Genomic DNA, 18301 nt, shown 5'->3' on the forward strand with positions numbered 1-18301 from the left:
CCGCGGTCGTGTTCGAGGGCACCGGGCAGACCCTCCCGGCACCCGGTGGGTCGCCACCGGAGCGCGGGCGCTACCGGCGGCGGAGGCCGCCCGCCTTCGCCGCGGCGGGGCGGTCCGGTCCCCCTCCACGCCGTGGCGCGGGGCACACCCGTCGGATCTGGTTGTGCAGCCGTCGCCGGGTTTGGGCACCCTGGACAGGTCAACTGTCGAGGTGTGGCGAAGGGACGGTCGGTGACCCGCTCTGACGACACCGGTGAAAGAGACGACCGGCCCGCGCTCACCGGTGTCTTCGCCGAGGACCCGCTGGTCGGTCGTGACCTCGCCGCGGTCGACTGGACCGCCACCCCGCTCGGCCCGCCCTCCGGGTGGCCGCAGAGCCTGCAGACCGCCGTCAGCGTGCTGCTGTCGTCGCGGTTCTCGATGTGGCTCGCGTGGGGCCCGGAGCTGACCTTCTTCTGCAACGACGCCTACCGGCGCAACACGCTCGCCCGCAAGTACCCGTGGGCGCTGGGGCGACCGGCGGCCGAGGTGTGGGCGGAGATCTGGGAGGACATCGGTCCCCGCGTGGACAGCGTGCTCACCACCGGGCACGCGACGTGGGACGAGGCGCTGCTGCTGTTCGTGGAACGGTCCGGCTACTCCGAGGAGAGCTACCACACCTTCTCCTACAGCCCGCTGCGCGACGAGAGCGGCGCGGTGGCGGGGATGCTGTGCGTGGTCAGCGAGGAGACCGACCGCGTCATCGCCGAGCGGCGGATGGCCACGCTGCGCGACCTCGGCTCGGACCCGAGCGTCGCGCGCGAGGAGCAGGAGGTGCTGGCGTTCGCGTGCACGCAGCTCGGGCGCAACCAGCGCGACCTGCCGTTCACCCTGACCTACCTGTTCGACGACGGCCACGCGCGGCTGGCCTGCGCCACCGGCATCGGGCAGGACCACCAGGCCGCGCCGCAGAACCTGCCGGCGCCGCCGGGTGCCGTGGACTGGCCGCTGGCGGCCGCCAAGCGCGGCGAGTCCGTCGTGGTCGGGCTCGACGACCACGACGGCCTGCCCACCGGGGCGTGGAGCCGGCCGCCCACGAGCGCGCTGGTCGTGCCGCTGCAACGGCCCGGTGGCGCGCCGTACGGGTTCCTGGTCGCCGGCCTGAACCGGCACCGGCCGCTCGACGACGGCTACCTCGGGTTCGTGGAGCTGGTCGCCGGCCACCTGGCGGCGGGCATCGCCGGTGCCCGCAACTTCCAGGCCCAGCAACGGCGGGCCGAGGAGCTGGCCGAGCTCGACCGCGCCAAGACCGCGTTCTTCTCCAACATCAGCCACGAGTTCCGCACGCCGCTGACGTTGATCATGGGTCCGGTGCAGGACCTGCGCGACCGGCTGTCCGCCGCCGACCCGCAGGCCGGTCAGGAGCTGGAGGTCATCCACCGCAACGGCCTGCGGCTGGGCAAGCTCGTCAACACCCTGCTGGACTTCTCCCGCCTCGAAGCGGGCCGCATGCAGGCGCACTTCCAGCCGGTCGACCTCGCCGCGGTGACCGCGGAGCTCGCCAGCGTCTTCCGCTCGGCGGTGGAGAAGGCCGGGCTGCGCTTCGAGATCGACTGCGCGCCACTGCCGGAGCCGGTGCACGTCGACCTCGGCCTGTGGGAGAAGGTCGTGCTGAACCTGCTGAGCAACGCGCTCAAGTTCACCGTCGAGGGATCGGTCGGCGTGTCCGTGCGGGCCGGGTCGAACCGGGCGGTCGTGACGGTCAGCGACACCGGTGTGGGGGTGCCGGAGCACGAGATCCCGCGCCTGTTCGAGCGCTTCCACCGCATCGAGAACACGTGGTCGCGGTCCAAGGAGGGCAGCGGCATCGGGCTCGCGCTGGTGCAGGAGCTCGTCGGCCTGCACGGCGGCACGATCCGCGCCGAGAGCACCGAGGGCGCCGGCACCACCTTCACCGTCGAGCTGCCGTTCGGCACGCACCACCTGCCCGCCGACGCGCTCGCGCAGGACTCCACCGCGCCCGCCACGTCCGACATCGCCGCCCCCTACGTGCAGGAGGCGCTGCGCTGGCTGCCGGAGCCCGGCCTGACGGTGGAGGAGCTGCTGCCCAGCACGGCCGCCGGTGCCGCGCCGGAGCTGCCCGCGACGGTGCTGGTCGCCGACGACAACGCGGACATGCGCGAGTACCTGACCCGGCTGCTGCACCGCGCGGGCTACGAGGTGCGCGCGGTCGACGACGGCCTGGCGGCGCTGGAGTCCGCCCGCGCCCGGCCGCCGGACCTGGTGGTCAGCGACGTGATGATGCCGCGGATGGACGGGTTGTCGCTGGTGGCGGCCCTGCGCGCGGACCAGCGCACGCTGGCGGTGCCGGTGCTGCTGCTGTCCGCGCGGGCCGGTCAGGAGGCCTCCGGCGAGGGCCTGCGCGCCGGGGCGGACGACTACCTGGTCAAGCCGTTCGCCGCTGCGGACCTGCTGGCGCGGGTGCGGGCGAACGTGGACCTCGCCCGGTTGCGCGGCCGGCACGCCCGCTGGCGGGACGCGTTGATCGACTCGTTGCAGGAGGCGTTCTTCGTCTGCGACGGCGCCGGCACGGTCGTGGAGATCAACGCCGCGTTCACCGACATCCTCGGCTACGGGCCGGAGGGGCTGCCCTACCCGGTGCCGCACCCGTGGTGGCCCACGGACCCGGAGGCGCGCAAGCAGTTCGCCGCCGCGTTCGAGCAGCGGTCCGGCCGCGACCAGCGCAGCCACACCGTGCCGGTGACCCACCGCGACGGCCGGCGGTTGTGGCTCAGTGCCCTGATGAACCCGGCTCGCGACCCGGACAGCGGCGACACGATGACGGTCGGCACCTTCCGCGACGTCACCGCAGAGCACCACGCCCGCAGGCGGGAGGCCGCGCTCGCGGAGATGAGCATGCGGCTGTCGCAGGCCACGGACACCGGCGACGCGCTGACGAGTGCGATCGAGCAGCTGGAGGGTCTCTGGCGGACGGAGCACGTCCTGGCCGTCGTGTTCGCACGGCACCACGACCCGCTGGTCGTCAACGGGTCCGCCGGCTTCGTCTGGGAGGACATGCCGGAGCACGAGCGGGTGGTGCTGACGTCGTTCCGGGAGCACCAGGCGCTGGTCCCGGTCGTGCTCGGCGACGGCAGCGTCGTGGTCACCGTCGAGCACCCGGACGGACCGATGGTGCTGTGGCTGCGCATCGACGCGTTGCAGCAGTTCACCGAGCAGGACGAGCTGCTGTTGTCGGTGCTGGCCGGTCACCTCACGCAAGGCCTGTCCCGCGCGCACCAGATCGACCAGCAGCGGGAGACCGCGATCGCGTTGCAGCGGGCCATCCTCGGTCCGTCGCTCCTGCCGGGCGGGTTCGCCGTGCGCTACGAGCCGGCCGCGCGGCCGCTGGAGGTCGGCGGCGACTGGTACGACACGTTCGAGCTGCCGGACCGGCGCATCGGCATCGTCGTCGGCGACTGCGTGGGCCGCGGGCTCACCGCGGCGGCCGTGATGGGCCAGCTGCGCAGCGCCTGCCGCGCCCTGCTGCTGCAGGAGATCGGTCCCGCCCGCGCGCTGGAGGCGCTCGACCAGTTCGCCGCCGGGGTGCCGGGGGCGTTGTGCACCACGGTGTTCTGCGGTGTCCTCGACCCCACGACCGGTCACCTCGTCTACTCCAGCGCCGGGCACCCGCCCGCGATCCTGGCGCTGCACGACGGCACCACCCGGCTGCTGGAGGACGGCCGGTCGATCCCGCTCGCGGTCAAGCCGGGCGTGCGGCGCGCGGAGGCCGAGTGCACCCTGCCGCCCCGCTCGACCCTGCTGACCTACACCGACGGCCTGGTCGAACGCCGGCGCCGCTCGCTGACCGAGGGCATCGAGAAGGCGGCGGAAGCGGTGCAGCAGGGCCGGTCCAGCGGCCTGGAGGACCTCGCGGGCGAGATCATGCAGACCCTGGCCCCGGCCGGCGGCTACGACGACGACGTCGCGTTGCTGCTCTACCGCCACCCGGCGCCGCTGGAGCTGAACTTCGCTGCCGAGCCGAACCAGATGCACGGCGCGCGCAACACGCTGCGCACCTGGCTGGGCCAGTGCGGACTGTCCACGACGCTGGCGCAGGGCGTGCTGCTGGCCGTGGGCGAGGCCTGGACCAACGCCATCGAGCACGCCTACCGCGACGAGACCCGCGAGAACGTGCGGGTGCGCGTCGAGTCCGCCGGCGACACCGGGCTGCTCGTGACCGTGGTCGACACCGGCACCTGGAAGACCCCGAACACCGACCCGGCCGCGCGCCGCGGCATGGGCACGACGATCATGCGGACGATGATGGACGAGGTCGCCATCCTCCCCGAACCGACCGGTACGACCGTGACGATGCAGGTGATGATTCCTGATGACGACGCCGCTGAAGCTGACCAAGACCACCGCCGCGGACGGCCGATCGGTGGTCAAGGCAGCGGGTGAGATCGACCTGAGCAACACCGGGGCGTTCGCCGCCGCGCTCTCCGGCACCACCGGCCCGCTCGTGGTGGACCTGACCGAGGTCCACTACATCGACAGCGCCGGCATGAGCGTCCTGTTCGCGCACGCCGAACGGGCGGAGCTGATCGCGACGCCGCTGCTCACGCCGATCCTGGAGATGTCGGGCCTGACCTCGATGACGACCGTCCGCCGCACGGAGGGGTAGCCGGTGCGCAGCACCTCGGTGACCAGGACGGTGCCCGCGGCGGCGGAGCGGATCTTCGACCTGCTGGCGGACCCGGCGAAGCACCCGCTGATCGACGGGTCGGGCACGGTGCGCGCTCCCCGGCCGGGCGCCCCGGCCCGGTTGTCGCTCGGCGCGACCTTCGGCATGGACATGCGCATCGGTGTGGCGTACCGGATCGAGAACACCGTGGTGGAGTTCGAGGAGGACCGGCTCATCGCCTGGCGCCACTTCAACGGCCACCGGTGGCGGTGGCGGCTCGTCCCGCTCGGCGACGGCACGACCGAGGTGACCGAGACGTTCGACTGGTCGACCGCGCGCACGGCGTGGCTGCTCGGGCTGTCCGGGATTCCCCGGCGGAACGAGGTGGCGATGAAGCGGTCGCTCGACCGGTTGGCGGGGCTGTTCGGCGCGGCGGCGGCCTGAGCGGTCAGCGCCTGCGTTTCTGCTGTTTGCCCTGCTTGTGCTTCCTGCGGGCGCTGACGAACCGCGCGTACCCCTCTTCCAGCCCCACCACGGGTCCGGGGTAGTCGAGTCCACTGCGGACGGACGCGTCGAGCTCCCACGGCCGGTGCACGAGCGGACCGGGCACGGACCGCAGCTCGGGCACGTACCGGTGGACGTAGGCGCCGTCCGGGTCGTGCTGCTCGCCGTGCCACACCGGGTCGAACACCCGGCCGGGGCGGGTGTCGGTGCCGGTTCCCGCCACCCACTGCCAGTTGAGCTGGTTGCTCGCGAGGTCGCCGTCGACGAGGTGGTGCAGGAAGAACGCGGCGCCCGGCCGCCAGTCGAGGTACAGGGTCTTGCAGAGGAAGCTCGCGGCCAGCAGGCGGGCGCGGTTGGGCAGCCAGCCCTCGGTGGTGAGCTGGCGCATGGCGGCGTCGACGACCGGGTAGCCGGTGCGGCCCCGTTGCCAGGCGAGCAGGTCGGCCGGGGCGTGGCGCCACCGGTCACCGCGGTCGCGGTAGTCCCGCCACGCGGCGTCCGGTCGTGCGGCGAGGACCCGGAGGTAGAAGTCGCGCCACGCCAGCTGGCGCACGAACTGGCCGGCGTGCGCGCCGACGGCGTGACGGGTCTCGGCCGCGGAGAGCGAGCCGAAGTGCAGGTGCGCGGACAGGTGTGACGAGCCCTGGCGGGCCAGGTCGTCGCGGTCGTCGGCGTACCGGTGCACTCCGGTTCGCGCCCAGGAGTCCAGCAGGGCCCGGCCGTGGCGTTCGCCGCCGGGTGGCAGGCCGGGTGCCGGGATGCCGCGGGAGAAGGTCTCGGCCGAGGGGAGCTCGCCGGGGTCGACGCTGGGCAGCCGCAGGCCGCCGGGTGCGGGCAGCGGGGTGCGCGGCGGGACCTCGTTCCAGCGCTGGAAGAACGGTGTGAACACCGGCTCGAACGGACCGGTCGCTGCCACGGCGGGAACAACGTCGTCGTGCACCACGAGCCGGTCCCCCACCGCCTCGCGCAGGGCGTACTCGCGGCGGTGGGCGTACGCGCTCGCGTCGGCGGACACGTGGACGCGGGTGATGTCGTGCTCCCGCACCAGGTTCGCGACGACGGCCGCGGGGTCGCCGTGCCGGACGACCAGTGCGCTGCCCCGGTCGGCGAGGCCGCGGGCGAGGTCGCGCAGGCAGCCGGTGAGGAACGCGGCCCGGTTCGGCCCGGCGAAGTCCGCGCAGGAGACCACGAAGAGCGGGAGCACCTCGCCGGCGGTGGCTGCGGCGGTGAGCATCGCGTTGTCGTGCACGCGCAGGTCGCGCGTGAAGAGCGCTAGCGAGACGGGCAACGAACCCCCTGCGGCTGGGCGGTGAGCACCTCGTGCGTGCTCAGTGTCGCCCGGTACCCGAACAACAGCAGGGCGTGCAGCAGGAACAGCCACAGCGCGAGTGCCGCCACGACGCCGGGACCGGCCAAGCCGCCGTAGGGAATCGCCCAGTCCACCGGGATGGCGAGGAACAGCACGAAACCGTGCAGGAAGCCGGTGAGGACCGCGCCGACGGCGACACCGGCCGCGAAGCTCGTCCTGGCAGGCAGGTCGACGGGTCCGGCGAGGGCGAACACCAGGCCGACGGTCGCGCAGACCGGCACGAGGTCGGCGTGGAACGACAGCACGACCCCGAGCACCGCGGACCAGCCGCCCTCCGCGTACAGCGGGGCGACGACGGGGGTCACCGCGAGCGGCAGCGCGATCAGCAGCGGCGCCAGTGCGAGCACCGGCAGGAACGCGATGCGGCCCGCCCACCCGGTCCACTTGGTCACCTTCTCACCGGCCGCCTGGCCCAGGCCGCGGCGCAACCCCTCGCCGTAGAGCGACGCGGGCAGCAACGACGCCGCCAGCAGCGGCCACGGCGCGGTCACCGCCGCCTCGGCCAGCCGCACGAGCCCCTCGGTCGGGTTCCGCGCGGCCGCCGGGAGCGCGTCACCGAGCAGGCGGGCGCTGTCGAGCACGAACCCGGGCCCGAACAGCAGTGCCGCGCCGCGCAGGGCCAGCAGCAGCAGCGGGACCAGGCCCAGGCCGGCGAAGAACGTCAGACCGGCCGCCCACAGCAGGAGGTCCCGGCCGTGCAGCGCCGAGCGGGTGGCTGCCACCACAGCGCGGAGTACCTGCATGATCGGGAGGTACCCGAACCTGCGTGATGTCACCCCTCCGCCTACGGTTGTGGTTGTGACCGGTGCTGAGCGAAATCCCGTCGCCGAGTGGTCGCGGGTGCACGGCGAGGACGTGTCCGGCAGCCGGCTGGTCGTCGGCTGGCTGCGGTTCGTGCACGCGCTGGCCCGCCCGTTCGACCGGGTCCACCCCGACGTGTTGTCCGCGGCCGGTGTCGTCGTCGCCCTGGGTGCCGTCGGTGCCGCCGCGGCGGGCGGGTGGTGGGCCCTGCTGGCGTTGCTGCTCGTGGTGGGCACCGGGGTGCTCGACGGGCTGGACGGCGCGGTCGCCCTGCGCACCGGCCGGGTGCGGCCGCTGGGTGCGGTGGTCGACGCGGTCGCCGATCGGCTGGCCGACGTGTGCCTGGTGCTGGTGCTGCTGGTGCTCGGGGCGCAGGCGTGGTGGTGTGCCGGGATCGCGATGTCGTTGCTCCTGCACGAGTACGCGCGGGCCAAGGCGCAGGCCGTGGGGATGACGTCGGCGGGTGCGATCACCGTCGCGGAGCGGCCGACGCGGGTGGTCGTGGTCGCGGTCGCCTGCGCGGGAACGGCGCTGTCGCCCGGTGGCACGCCCGTCACCGGGTGGGGCTGGGCGGCGGTGTCGGTGGTGCTGTGGGCGGTGTGCGCGGTCGTGGGGTTCGGTCAGCTCGCGGCCGGTGTCCGGCGGGAGCTCGCCGGCCGGCCGTGGACCGGGTCAGGCCGGGCCCACCAGCCGAGCGACGATCTGCGCTGACATCGCCACGAGCGGCAGCCCGCCGCCGGGGTGGGCGGAGCCGCCGACGAGGAACAACCCCGGTACCGGCGACCGGTTGGCCGGGCGCAGCAACGCCGCCCGCGGCCCGTTGGACGACGAGCCGTAGATCGACCCGCCGACCGAGCCGGTGTCGCGGGCCCAGTCGGCCGGGGTGCGGATCTCCCGCAGCCGCACCCGGTCGCGCACGTCGAGGCCGCGGTCGGCCATCACCCGCAGGACGCGGTCGGCGTAGGCGGTGGCCAGCCCCGGCTCCGTCCAGTCGACCGGGCCCTGCCGGGGCGCGTTGACCAGCACGAACCACGCCTCGTCGCCCTCGGGTGCCACGGCGGGGTCGTCCGGTGCGCACACGTAGACCGTCGGGTCGGTCACCGGGTGCGGGTGCCTGCCGAAGATCGCGTCGAACTCGGCGTCGTAGTCGGCGGGGAACAGCACGCGGTGGTGGGCCGGGTCCGGTGTCCGGCCCCGCAGCCCGAGCAGCAGCACGAACCCCGACAGCGACGGCTGGGTCTTGGCGAGCATCCGGCGCGGGCGGCGGGCGCGCCGTTCGGTGAGCAGCTCGCCGTAGAGGTGTTCGGCGTCCACATCGGACACGACGACGTCGGCGCCGTGCCGTTCGCCGCCGGGCAGCAGCACGCCGGTGACTCCGCTCGCGTCGGTGTCGACGCCGAGGACCGGTGTGTCGAACCGGAAGCGCACGCCCAGCTCGGCGCAGCGTTCGAACAACGCGTCGCCGAGCCGGCGCAGCCCGCCGCGGACGTACCAGCCGCCGAACCGCTGCTCGATGAACGGGACGACCGTCATCAGCGCCGGGGTGCGGCGCGGGTCGGACCCGCTGTAGGTGGCGTAGCGGTCGAGCAGCATCCGCAGCCGCGGGTCGGTGAACCGCCGCTCCCCCACCCCGCGCAGCGTGCGCCACGGCGCGATCGCCATCAGGTCGCGGACGCTCGCCGAGCGGCGCACGAGGTCGCGCACACCGCCGAGCGGGTTCTGCAGCACCGGTTCGCCGACGAGGTCCCACAACCGTTCCGCGTCGGTCATCACCGCGCGCCACTGCCGGGCGGCCTGCGGTCCGAACGCGTCGGCGATGGCGTCGTCCACCTGCTTCTCGGCGTGCGGCAGGTCGAGCTCGGAGCCGTCGGGGAAGCGGTAGCGGCAGGTCGGTTCCACCGGCACGACGTCGACGAGGTCGTCGAGCGGGGCGCCGGTGGCGGCGAAGAGGTCGCGGTAGACGTGCGGCAGGGTCAGCAACGAAGGCCCGGTGTCGAAGGTGAAACCGCCGCGCCGCACCGTGCCGAGCTTGCCGCCGTGCCCGGCCGCCTGCTCGAACGTCGTGACCTCGTGCCCGGCCTTCGCGAGCCGTGCGGCCGCGGCCAGTCCGCCCATGCCCGCGCCGATGACCACCACCCGTGCCACGTCAGCTGCTCCCCTTCAACGAACGGCCCTTCCAGTGCAGGCTGCCCGCCCGCCGGGCCCGCCACGACCGGGCGACCAGGGTCAGGAACACCCCCACCGACACCGGGTGCGCGAGCGCGTCCGGCCAGACCCGGCCACCGGTGTGCCGGGCGGCCACCACGCGGCTGAGCACCCCCGCCGCGTACCCGACCGCACCCGCGCGCGACCCGGTGAGCGCCGCCAGCGGTGGCAGGACGTACAGCCAGGCGAACAACGCCGACACGGCGACCGCCGCCGCCGGGGTGCCGGTGGCCGACCACAGCGACTTCTCGTAGCCCTGCCGCACGTCCGCCCAGTCCTCGTACATCCGGCAGGCCGCCACCGTGCTGCCGTCGACGACCACACCGCGGCCGCCGCTGCGTTTGACCGCCCGCATCAGCGCGATGTCGTCGAGCACGGCGGTGGCGACACCGGCGAAGCCGCCGCAGCGGTGGTAGGCCCCGGCGTCCACGACGAGGAACTGGCCGTTGGCCGCGGACAGCGCGGGCCGCGGCGAGGTCTCGGCCAGCCGCAGCGGCAGGAACACGAGCCACGACCACTGCAGCAGCGGCTGCACGAGCCGGGTCGCGGCACCGTCGGCGAGCTGCCGCGGGAACGGCGAGACGATGTCGAGCCGGTTGGCGCGCAACAGCTCCACGGCCGCGGCCACCGCGTGCGGGGCGAGCACGACGTCCGCGTCGACGAACACCAGCACCCGCCCGCGGGCCAGCTCGGCCAGCTGCGCGCAGGCGTGCGGCTTGCCCGGCAGCCCGGCGGGTGGCCCGTCACCGGTGACGACCTTCAGCCGCGGGTCGCCGGCCGTCACCCGGCGCACCTCGTCGGCGGTGCCGTCGGCCGAACCGTCGTCGAGCACGACGACCTCCAGGTCGGGCACGCCCTCCTGCTCCAGCACCGAGCGGATGGTCGGCGCGATCCGATGGGCCTCGTCGCGTGCGGGCACCAGCACGGACACCGGTTCCACGCACTCGCGCGGGTCGGCGGGCGGCACGCGCATCAGCCGCGCGTTGACCACGGTGTGCGCGGCGGCGGCAACGGCCGCGACGGCGGCACCGCGCACCGCGCCGGTGACCAGTCGCCTCATCGGTGCGCTCGCCACAGCGCCACCGCGAACGGCACCGCCACCGCACCCATCAGCAGGCCGGCGACCACGGACACCATGGGACGGCCGAAGAACGCCGTGTGCGCCCACACCGACGACCCGTACGTCCACAGGTACAGCACCGGCGCCGGTCCGGACCGCAGGTCCAGCTCGTGCGACCGGCGCGCTTCGGCCGCCGCGTGCGGCACCGGCGCCCGGTCCAGCTCACCCGACCGGCGCGCCTCGGCAGCCCGGTGCGGCACCGACGCCCGGTCCAGCTCACCCGACCGCGTCCCGACGCCCCGGTGCGGCACCGGTTCGCGCGTCCGGAACAGCTCCACGACCCGCCGCCCCAACGGCACCCGGTGCAGCTCGCGCGCCTCCCCGACGGTGCGCTGCAACGCGGTCATCATCAGCACGGCGACCAGCAGCCAGCCCGCGTAGTTCGTCAGCGGCACGTCGGCCACACCGGGCAGCGCAGGGGTGGGGTGCGCCCACTCCCAGTGGCCGGCGTCGACCATCTGCGGGTCCAGGAACACGTCCCACGCCGCCAGCGCCCACGCACCGAGCGCGACCACCGGCCACACCGGCCGGTCCGCGCGCAGCCACCGCGCCAGCGCCCGGCCGGCGAGCAGCGCGGGCCAGCACATCATCACCCAGGCCAGCGGCACGACCACCGGCACTCCGGCGACCTCCAGGCCCAGCGTGCCGGTGTAGCGGTAGTCGCCGAACGGGAACCCGGTGTGCACGCCGATCGTCTCGGCCAGCAGACCGCCACCGCCGGCGACGGCCACCAGCAGTCCCGCCGCACGCGGGCCGAACCGCGCGTACGCGTCGCACACCGACGCGACGGCGAACGCGAGCACCGAGCCGACCGTCGTGAACAGGCGGTCGGCCGGGTCGGTCATGGAGTAGACGATCTGCGCCAGCACCACCAGCGCGCCGAACAGCCACGCGACCGCTGCCGCCGCCCGTGCGCCGGTGGGCCCTCTGCCGGTCGGTTGCCCGGCTGCGGTCACGCGGACCTCCGCCGGCGGGCCGCGGCGCGCAGCAGCGGCACGCGGCCCTCGGACGGCACGGTCCACAGGTCCGTGCCGGTGACGCCCCAGCGGCCGAGCAGCTGGTTGGCGGCGACGAACCCGGTGGTGGCCGCGCGTTCCATCAACGCGACCGGCAGGTCGACCCGGACGAGGTCACCGGCCAGTACGACGAAGTCGTCCGGTGTGCTCACCCGCGGCCGGTGCTCGTAGCCACCGGCGGGGAACAGCGGGCAGTCCTCGCGCCATTCGTGCCGTTCGTCGACGACGGTGGCCCGTTTGGTCTCGGGGTAGATCTCGGTGAGCTGCTGCCAGAGCCGTTGACGGGCCTCGGCCTCGTCCACGTCGGCCGGAATGGCGTACCCGTGCAGCTCCACGACGGAGCCGCCGGTGCGCGCCGCCCACGCCCGTGCCTCGTGCTCGTAGTTGTCGAGCACGCTGACGTTGTCGAGCAGGTCGTACCCGCTCGTGCCGACGAAACCGGGCCGGTCCACGGGTTCGTCGAGCCAGTACCGCGACACCAGGAACGGCGGTGCGGTCCGCAGCGCCGCGATCCGCTCCCGCCACGGGGCGTCGCCCAGGTCCGGGGACGCGGCCACGACCTTGCGCAGACCGGGCACCTCGGCGGCGAGGACCACCGCGTCGGCGTCGATCGTGCCGCCGGCGGTGGTGACGGTGAACCGCCGCTTCCCGCCGCGGGCCACCGACCGCACCTCGGTGCCGGTGCGGACGTCGGCACCGAGCTCGACGAGCCGGCGTCCCAGCGGGTCCCACAGGCCGTGCGGGAACGGGTCGGCGGCGACGTCGAAGAGCAGGCCCTCGCTGGAACCGAGGAAGTAGATGTGGAACATGACCGCGAGCTCGGCGGCCGACATGTCCCGCGGGTGCGCGAAGAAGCTGCGGGAGAACACCTCGAACGCCAGCGCGTGCGCGGCTTTCGGGAACCGGACGCGTTCCAGGTACTCGACGGCGTCGATGCGGTCCAGGTCGTCGTAGACCTCCGGCACCGACACGTCCAGCAGCTTGAGCGCCGCCTCCGGGTTGATGCCGGGCAGGTCGCGCCACCGGAACGTGGGACTGCTGCGCAGGAACGCGAGCACGTTCCACGGCGCGGTCGTCGGCAGCCCGGCGAACGAGTCGCGGTCGCCACCGGCGTGCCACAGCGGGTAGTCCGGCATCGGCGTGAGCGCCCTGCCGCCGGGGTCGACCCGCCCGAGCAACGCGCGCAGGTTGTAGTACTGCCGGAAGAACGCGTGGAAGCCGCGGGTCATCGTGACCTCGCTGCCGTCCTTCAGCCGCGTGCTCCAGCCGCCGACCCGCCCGCCGAGGTAGTCCTCGCGTTCGCACAGCACCACCCGCGCGCCGCGCTCGGCGAGCACGGTGGCCGCCGAGAGCCCCGCGATCCCGCCACCCACGACGACGACGGCGGGAACGTCGTCGGTGAACCCCGGCCGTCCCGCGGGCGCGGCGATCCGCACCGCCTTGCGATCCCTCACCGCTGCTCCTGTCCAGCCCCAAGCCCTTTGGTCGACCGTATGGGTGACCGGGCCGGTGTGCACGACGAGCGGGTCAGCGACGTCGAAAGCGCTGGTCAGGAAGTGGGCTCGCGGAACAGGTCGGTGTAGAACCCCTGCTTGGCCGCGACGGCGGTCTTCGTGGTGGCCGGCTGCACGTCCGGGTGGCTGAAGAGCCCGTCCGCGACGACGTCCGCCGTCGACTGCGCCGAGGCACGCTGCGAAACCATCTGGTTGTTCATGGGAATGCGACTCTCCGAGTGCTGTGCCCGCCGGCGGCAGGCGGTGGTGCTCCAGCTTTCCCGCGCGGGACCCACCGGAAACCGGGAACGGCGACGAATTCGTCCATAATGGAATGCAGGGGTCCGCGGCCGGCCCGTGACGACGCTCACCCGGTGTTCACCTGATCAGGGCGTGACGCCCGCCGCGGAGCACGTGTCCTCAAGACATCCGGAACTCGACTGAGGAGGACGCGATGTCGCTGGCGGACAAGTTCGGCAACAAGGCGGAGGACCTGGGAGGCAAGGCCAAGGAGGCCGCCGGCGAGGCCCTGGGCGACGAGCGGCTCGCCGACGAGGGCCGCGCCGACCAGGCCAAGGCTGCGCTCAAGGACGGTGTCGAGAAGGTGAAGGACGCGGTCGGCGGCATCGTCGACAGCGTCACGAAGAACCTCAAGAAGTAACCGGAGCGAGCCGGGACGCCCGCGCCGGGGTGTCCCACCCGCTCGCGGGGAGCACGGAGGTTCGCGGACACCGGTCACCGGGAACCCGGTGCGACATGGACACGCGAACGGCGACGGCCCCGTGAACGCCCAGCAGCTCGACATCAGCTTCCTGACCTGGGCGGTGACGGTCGGTCTGGTCGTGCTGCTGCTCGCGGTCGACCTGCTCGTCGCGGCCAAGCGCCCGCACCACGTCGGGTTCGGCGAGGCGACGGCATGGTCGGTGTTCTACGTGGCGGTGGCCCTCGGGTTCGGCGTCTGGTTCACGCTGCACTACGGCGGCGGGCCGGGTTCGGAGTACTTCGTCGGCTACCTGGTCGAGAAGAGCCTGTCGGTCGACAACCTGTTCGTGTTCGTCATCATCATGTCGACGTTCGCGGTGCCCGACCAGCACCGGCACAAGGCGCTCACGTTCGGCATCGTGCTCGCGCTCATCATGCGGACGATCTTCATCGCGCTCGGCGCCACGCTGCTGTCGTTGTTCTCGTTCGTGTTCCTGCTGTTCGGGCTGCTGCTGATCTACACGGCCGTGCAGCTGTTCCGCCACCGCGACGAAGACCCCGACATCGAGGACAACGTCGTGGTCAAGACCTCGCGCCGGGTGCTGCCGGTGACCGACGACTACGTGGACGGCAAGCTGTTCACCCGCGACAACGGCAAGCGCATGGTCACGCCGCTGTTCGTGGCGCTGGTGGCGATCGGGACCATCGACCTGCTGTTCGCGCTCGACTCGATCCCCGCGGTCTTCGGCATCACCGCCCAGCCCTACGTCGTCTTCGCCGCGAACGCCTTCTCGCTGCTCGGGTTGCGCGCGTTGTTCTTCCTCGTGCAGGGGTTGCTGGACCGGTTGGTGTACCTGTCGGTCGGGCTGTCGCTGATCCTCGCCTTCATCGGCGTGAAGCTGATCCTGCAGTGGCTGCACGAGGACGTCGACGAGAGCGTCCCGGAGATCCCCACGCTGCTCAGCCTCGGGGTCATCGCCGTGGTGCTGCTGGTGGTCACGGTGGCGAGCCTGGTCAAGACCAAGCGCGACCCGTCCGCGAAGGCCCGCCCCGCCTCGCTGCGGACCCGGCGCGCGTCCGCCGGACGGACCCGGCGAGAGGAAGACGACCGGGCGCGTCGCTGACCGTTGCGGCGGGCCGGTTCTTGAACACTCCACAGTGGACTTGCCTCCCGCGTCGAGATCACCACGCGTGACCCCTTCCTCCCGGTCGGGCGGAAGTGCGCACCCCTCCTGGGTGACAGTCGCACGTCGAGTTGTGGGCCCTGCCGTTCCGGGCCTAGGTTCGGAGTCCTGACGACCTGACGTGCGAGTTGAGCCTGCAGCTCGGTGACCGGCCTCGTGCGAGGGAGAACCCGAGATGCCGCACCCCGTTCCAGGGCTGACCGACCGCTGGTCGCTCCACTCGACGTCGCACGACGGGATCACCGTGGTCGCCGTGGCCGGCGAAGTGGATACAACCGCGGCCCCGGCACTGGCGGCCGAGCTGACCGCACAGGCCGAGCAGCAACCCCGTGCCCTGCTGGTGGACCTGGGACAGGTCGTCTCGCTCAGCCCGTGCGGGGTCAGCGCCCTGCTCGACGCGCACGACCAGACGGCGAACCGGGGCGTTCCGCTGCACCTGGTCGCCGCCGGGCCGGAGGTGCTGCACGCGCTGGAGGTCAGCGGCCTCGCCGACCTCGTGCCGCGGCACCGGACGCTGCTCGACGCGTTCCGCTCGGCCGGCCCGGCGGTGGTGCGGCGCATGCGCGTCGCCCTGGTGTCGGAGCAGGCAAGCCCGCTGGTGGCCGACCACGGGCAGGGGGCGCACGTCGGACAGCTGTCGGCCGCGTTGAGCGGGCTGGGTCACGAGGTGGTGGTCTACACCCGGCGGAACGGCCCCTCACCCCTGGACCGCGTGCGGACCGCCGAGGGCTACGACGTCGTCCACGTGCCGGCCGGGCCACAGCACCCGCTCACCGAGGACGAGACCGTGCCGCACCTCGGCGAGTTCGCGGAGTTCCTGGCGCGGGAGTGGCGGGCGCGTCCGCCGGACGTGGTGCACACCCACCACTGGACCTCCGCGCTGGTGGGCGTGATCGGCGCCCACCTGGTCGGGGTCCCGGTCGTGCACACGTACACCGCGGTGGGGGCGGAGCGGACCGGCCGGCGGGCCGATGCCGAGGTGCTGGTCGCGCGCAGGGCGTCGGCGATCGTGGCGATGAGCGCGCAGGAGGCGCAGGAGCTGTGGCGGCTGGGGTTGCGCCGCACGCAGGTCTCCGTGCTGCCGTGCGGGGTCGACCCGGTGCTGTTCCGCCCCGAGGGCCCGGTTGCGGTGCGCAACGCCCTGCGGCGGGTCCTCGTGACCGGCGGGCCGGCGCACCGCGGCGGGGTCGCCGACACCCTCACCGCCGTGTCCACGATGGACGACACCGAGCTGGTGGTCGCCGGGAGCTGCGGTGACGACGCGGACCTGCGCGAGCTGGCGGGCCGGCTCGGCGTGCGGGACCGGGTGGTGTTCGCGGGCGCGGTGCCGCGGGCCGAGCTGCCGCGACTGCTGCGCTCGGCCGACGCCGTGGTGTGCGTGCCGTCGGCGGAACCGTTCGGTGTCGCGGCGTTGCAGGCGATGGCGTGCGGCGTCCCGGTGGTGGCCACCGCGGTCGGCGCGTTGCTCGACGTCGTGGTGCACAACGTCACCGGCCTGCACGTGCCCGCCGGCAAGCCCGCCACACTGGCCAGGGCGTTGCGGCGGCTGCTGGCCGACGACACCTGGCGGGAGGAGTTCGGCGTCGCCGGACGTGACCGGGTGCTGGCGCGCTACTGCGGTGACCGGATCGCGAGGGAGGCCGTGGCGGTCTACGAACGGGTCGCGGCGTGCCGGGGTGTCACGACGAAGTCCGACTGAACCGGGTGCTCAGCTCGGCCACACGAACGCCTCGTGCTTGGCCGCGTGGTGGTGCTGCGCCGCGGGCGGGTGCTGTCGCTCGTCTCTCGCCGTCGCCGGAGGAGGCAGGACGGGCCGTTCCGCGACCGCCGCCCCGGCGCGAGGCGCGCCGGAGACGTACTTGGCGTACAGCTCATCGAAGATCGGCGTACCAGTCATGCGGACATTGTGGCGGCAAGAATCGCGGAAAAGGACCGAAAACCTGCAAACCGCGAGATCGGGTGACGCCACGTCGTGGCAAGCGGAACAATGTCGTTGCCCGGCTGCGGAGGTCACCGGCAAATCGACGGTTCCGAACGCGAAGCAGCGCCCGGCTGGTTTGCCCAGCCGGGCGCTGCTTGGTGGGGACCACCGGTCCGCTGAACCGCGAACCGGCACCCGCCGACCTCAGTCGCGATGTTCGCCCAGGTCACCCGCGTCGTGTTCGAGAAAACGGAACCGGACGTCCGGACATCGCCGAAACGGTCGGGGTCACGCAGCGGTCAGACGATCAGTCGTCGTCGCCGTCGTGGGCGTGGGCCTCGACCACGTCGATGTCGGTGTCCGGGTTCGCGCAGACGCCGCTGTCGTTGTTCGAGAGGATCGGCACCGCGATGACGTTGACGTCGACGTGGCAGACGTTGATGTCGCTGAGGACCTCGGAGTCCTCCAGGTTCAGCAGGCCGACCTGGTGGGTGTGGTCGTACTCGGCGGCCATCGCCATCATGTGGCCGAAGTCCTCGGACTCACCCGCGAACGCCGGCGTGCCGACCAGCAGGAAAGCAGCACCGACAACAGCAGCGGCAACAGTCTTCTTCAGCATGGAGAATCGCTCCTCTTCGAGCACTCGTGGTTGGGTCTGACTACGTGCAGGTGCTGGAGAAGGGGAACGGAGTGCGGCACCCCGGCCTCGGCCCCGCTCCCACCCACGACAACGGCGCAACCCGGGTTGCGCCGTCGCGTCACTTGTCGTCGGGGTTGCCGCACAGACCGCTGTCGTTGTCCGACAGGACCGGCACCGCGATGACGTTGACGTCGATGAAGCAGGCGTTGAGGTCGCTGAGGACCTCGGAGTCGTTCAGGTCCGCAACACCCACCTGGTCGGTGATGTCCAGCTCGGGGGTGTCGGCCAGCGCCTGCGAACCGAAACCGAGGAAAGCGCCCGCGATAGCGACGGCCGCCCCTGCCTTCTTCAGCACGAAAATCTCCTTGAGTGATTGAATCGATCGGAATGCGCCGAGAAAATCGAACCGGCCGCAACTCCGCGAGAACCGTATCGAAGTGCACTCAGAACACAAAATCAGACATCACGCGATGGTGTGAACGAATACGCCTCATCACCCTATCGAGTGATCTCTCGTTTCCTGCGTTTGAGGGAGTTTCAGCATTTGAACTGGACCGATGCCGGAAATGCCCGCGGAGGCGGCCGGAGCGCCGGCCGCCCAGTTGCCGGTCCGCGTCGTCACGGACACCGGTCGTGCATCGCGCGTCCGCGACCGGGATGCTTGTCGGGAGCGGAAGGCGGAC

17 protein-coding genes are annotated in these 18301 nt (G+C 72.9%); 7 read left to right on the forward strand and 10 right to left on the reverse strand.

The genetic code is table 11. The features are described 5' to 3' along the window. Positions 1–231 precede the first annotated feature (231 nt). Genes ACZ7CD_RS26970 through ACZ7CD_RS26980 form a run of 3 tightly spaced genes read left to right on the forward strand, consistent with a single transcriptional unit; the run spans position 232 to position 5107 of the window. Positions 232–4440 (forward strand): SpoIIE family protein phosphatase, encoded by a 4209-nt coding sequence (locus tag ACZ7CD_RS26970; RefSeq protein WP_470379967.1) that lies wholly within the window; start codon positions 232–234, stop codon positions 4438–4440. Beyond that, a complete protein-coding gene (locus ACZ7CD_RS26975; protein WP_470379968.1) occupies positions 4370–4663 on the forward strand; it encodes an STAS domain-containing protein in 294 nt (97 codons plus the stop codon). Before ACZ7CD_RS26970 ends, ACZ7CD_RS26975 begins: the two co-directional genes overlap by 71 nt. 3 nt (positions 4664–4666) lie before the next feature. Then, positions 4667–5107 carry an SRPBCC family protein gene (locus tag ACZ7CD_RS26980; RefSeq protein WP_360392992.1) on the forward strand — a complete coding sequence of 147 codons (441 nt, stop codon included), beginning with the start codon at positions 4667–4669 and terminating at the stop codon, positions 5105–5107. Positions 5108–5111: 4 nt separating this feature from the next. Here ACZ7CD_RS26980 and ACZ7CD_RS26985 read toward each other — a convergent pair whose 3' ends face one another. Together ACZ7CD_RS26985 and ACZ7CD_RS26990 are read right to left on the reverse strand one after the other, a co-directional pair. Continuing rightward, entirely contained in the window at positions 5112–6455 is a 1344-nt protein-coding gene (locus ACZ7CD_RS26985) for a cryptochrome/photolyase family protein (protein WP_470379969.1), read from the reverse strand. Next, positions 6440–7279, reverse strand: coding sequence for a YhjD/YihY/BrkB family envelope integrity protein (locus tag ACZ7CD_RS26990; RefSeq protein WP_360392986.1), 840 nt, complete (start codon positions 7277–7279; stop codon positions 6440–6442). The genes ACZ7CD_RS26985 and ACZ7CD_RS26990 overlap by 16 nt, the downstream gene beginning before the upstream one ends. Before the next feature lie 55 nt (positions 7280–7334). Here ACZ7CD_RS26990 and ACZ7CD_RS26995 point away from each other — a divergent pair, with 55 nt between their 5' ends. Further along, on the forward strand, positions 7335–8048 hold the full coding sequence (locus tag ACZ7CD_RS26995; protein WP_360392983.1) for a CDP-alcohol phosphatidyltransferase family protein: 714 nt from the start codon (positions 7335–7337) through the stop codon (positions 8046–8048). Here the strand turns inward: ACZ7CD_RS26995 and ACZ7CD_RS27000 are convergent. From ACZ7CD_RS27000 to ACZ7CD_RS27020, 5 genes are all read right to left on the reverse strand, one after another. After that, positions 8010–9482 carry a phytoene desaturase family protein gene (locus ACZ7CD_RS27000; protein ID WP_470379970.1) on the reverse strand — a complete coding sequence of 491 codons (1473 nt, stop codon included), beginning with the start codon at positions 9480–9482 and terminating at the stop codon, positions 8010–8012. The genes ACZ7CD_RS26995 and ACZ7CD_RS27000 overlap by 39 nt on opposite strands. Position 9483: 1 nt before the next feature. Beyond that, complete coding sequence (locus ACZ7CD_RS27005) at positions 9484–10602, reverse strand: glycosyltransferase family 2 protein (RefSeq protein ID WP_470379971.1); 1119 nt, start codon at positions 10600–10602, stop codon at positions 9484–9486. Then, a complete protein-coding gene (locus ACZ7CD_RS27010; protein WP_470379972.1) occupies positions 10599–11618 on the reverse strand; it encodes a carotenoid biosynthesis protein in 1020 nt (339 codons plus the stop codon). The genes ACZ7CD_RS27005 and ACZ7CD_RS27010 overlap by 4 nt, the downstream gene beginning before the upstream one ends. After that, entirely contained in the window at positions 11615–13132 is a 1518-nt protein-coding gene (locus tag ACZ7CD_RS27015) for an FAD-dependent oxidoreductase (protein ID WP_458431447.1), read from the reverse strand. Before ACZ7CD_RS27015 ends, ACZ7CD_RS27010 begins: the two co-directional genes overlap by 4 nt. A 95-nt stretch (positions 13133–13227) precedes the next feature. Next, a complete protein-coding gene (locus tag ACZ7CD_RS27020) occupies positions 13228–13380 on the reverse strand; it encodes a hypothetical protein (protein ID WP_360392972.1) in 153 nt (50 codons plus the stop codon). Positions 13381–13625: 245 nt separating this feature from the next. Here ACZ7CD_RS27020 and ACZ7CD_RS27025 point away from each other — a divergent pair, with 245 nt between their 5' ends. The 3 genes from ACZ7CD_RS27025 to ACZ7CD_RS27035 all read left to right on the forward strand — a co-directional run bounded on the left by ACZ7CD_RS27025 (position 13626) and on the right by ACZ7CD_RS27035 (position 16756). After that, complete coding sequence (locus tag ACZ7CD_RS27025) at positions 13626–13832, forward strand: CsbD family protein (RefSeq protein ID WP_470371132.1); 207 nt, start codon at positions 13626–13628, stop codon at positions 13830–13832. Between the two features lie 88 nt (positions 13833–13920). Further along, complete coding sequence (locus ACZ7CD_RS27030; protein ID WP_470379973.1) at positions 13921–14997, forward strand: TerC/Alx family metal homeostasis membrane protein; 1077 nt, start codon at positions 13921–13923, stop codon at positions 14995–14997. A 235-nt stretch (positions 14998–15232) separates the two neighbouring features. Further along, entirely contained in the window at positions 15233–16756 is a 1524-nt protein-coding gene (locus ACZ7CD_RS27035; RefSeq protein WP_470379974.1) for an anti-sigma factor antagonist, read from the forward strand. A 9-nt stretch (positions 16757–16765) separates the two neighbouring features. On the opposite strand, the gene ACZ7CD_RS27040 is transcribed toward ACZ7CD_RS27035, so the two are convergent. From ACZ7CD_RS27040 to ACZ7CD_RS27050, 3 genes are all read right to left on the reverse strand, one after another. Continuing rightward, the gene (locus tag ACZ7CD_RS27040) at positions 16766–16954 is read right to left on the reverse strand and encodes a hypothetical protein (RefSeq protein ID WP_470379975.1); all 189 of its coding nucleotides are present in this window, start codon (positions 16952–16954) and stop codon (positions 16766–16768) included. A gap of 331 nt (positions 16955–17285) precedes the next feature. Beyond that, entirely contained in the window at positions 17286–17597 is a 312-nt protein-coding gene (locus tag ACZ7CD_RS27045; protein WP_360392960.1) for a hypothetical protein, read from the reverse strand. A gap of 139 nt (positions 17598–17736) precedes the next feature. After that, entirely contained in the window at positions 17737–17973 is a 237-nt protein-coding gene (locus ACZ7CD_RS27050; RefSeq protein ID WP_360392957.1) for a hypothetical protein, read from the reverse strand. Positions 17974–18301: the final 328 nt, after the last annotated feature.

Source organism: Lentzea sp. NPDC036949 (genome assembly GCF_055608075.1).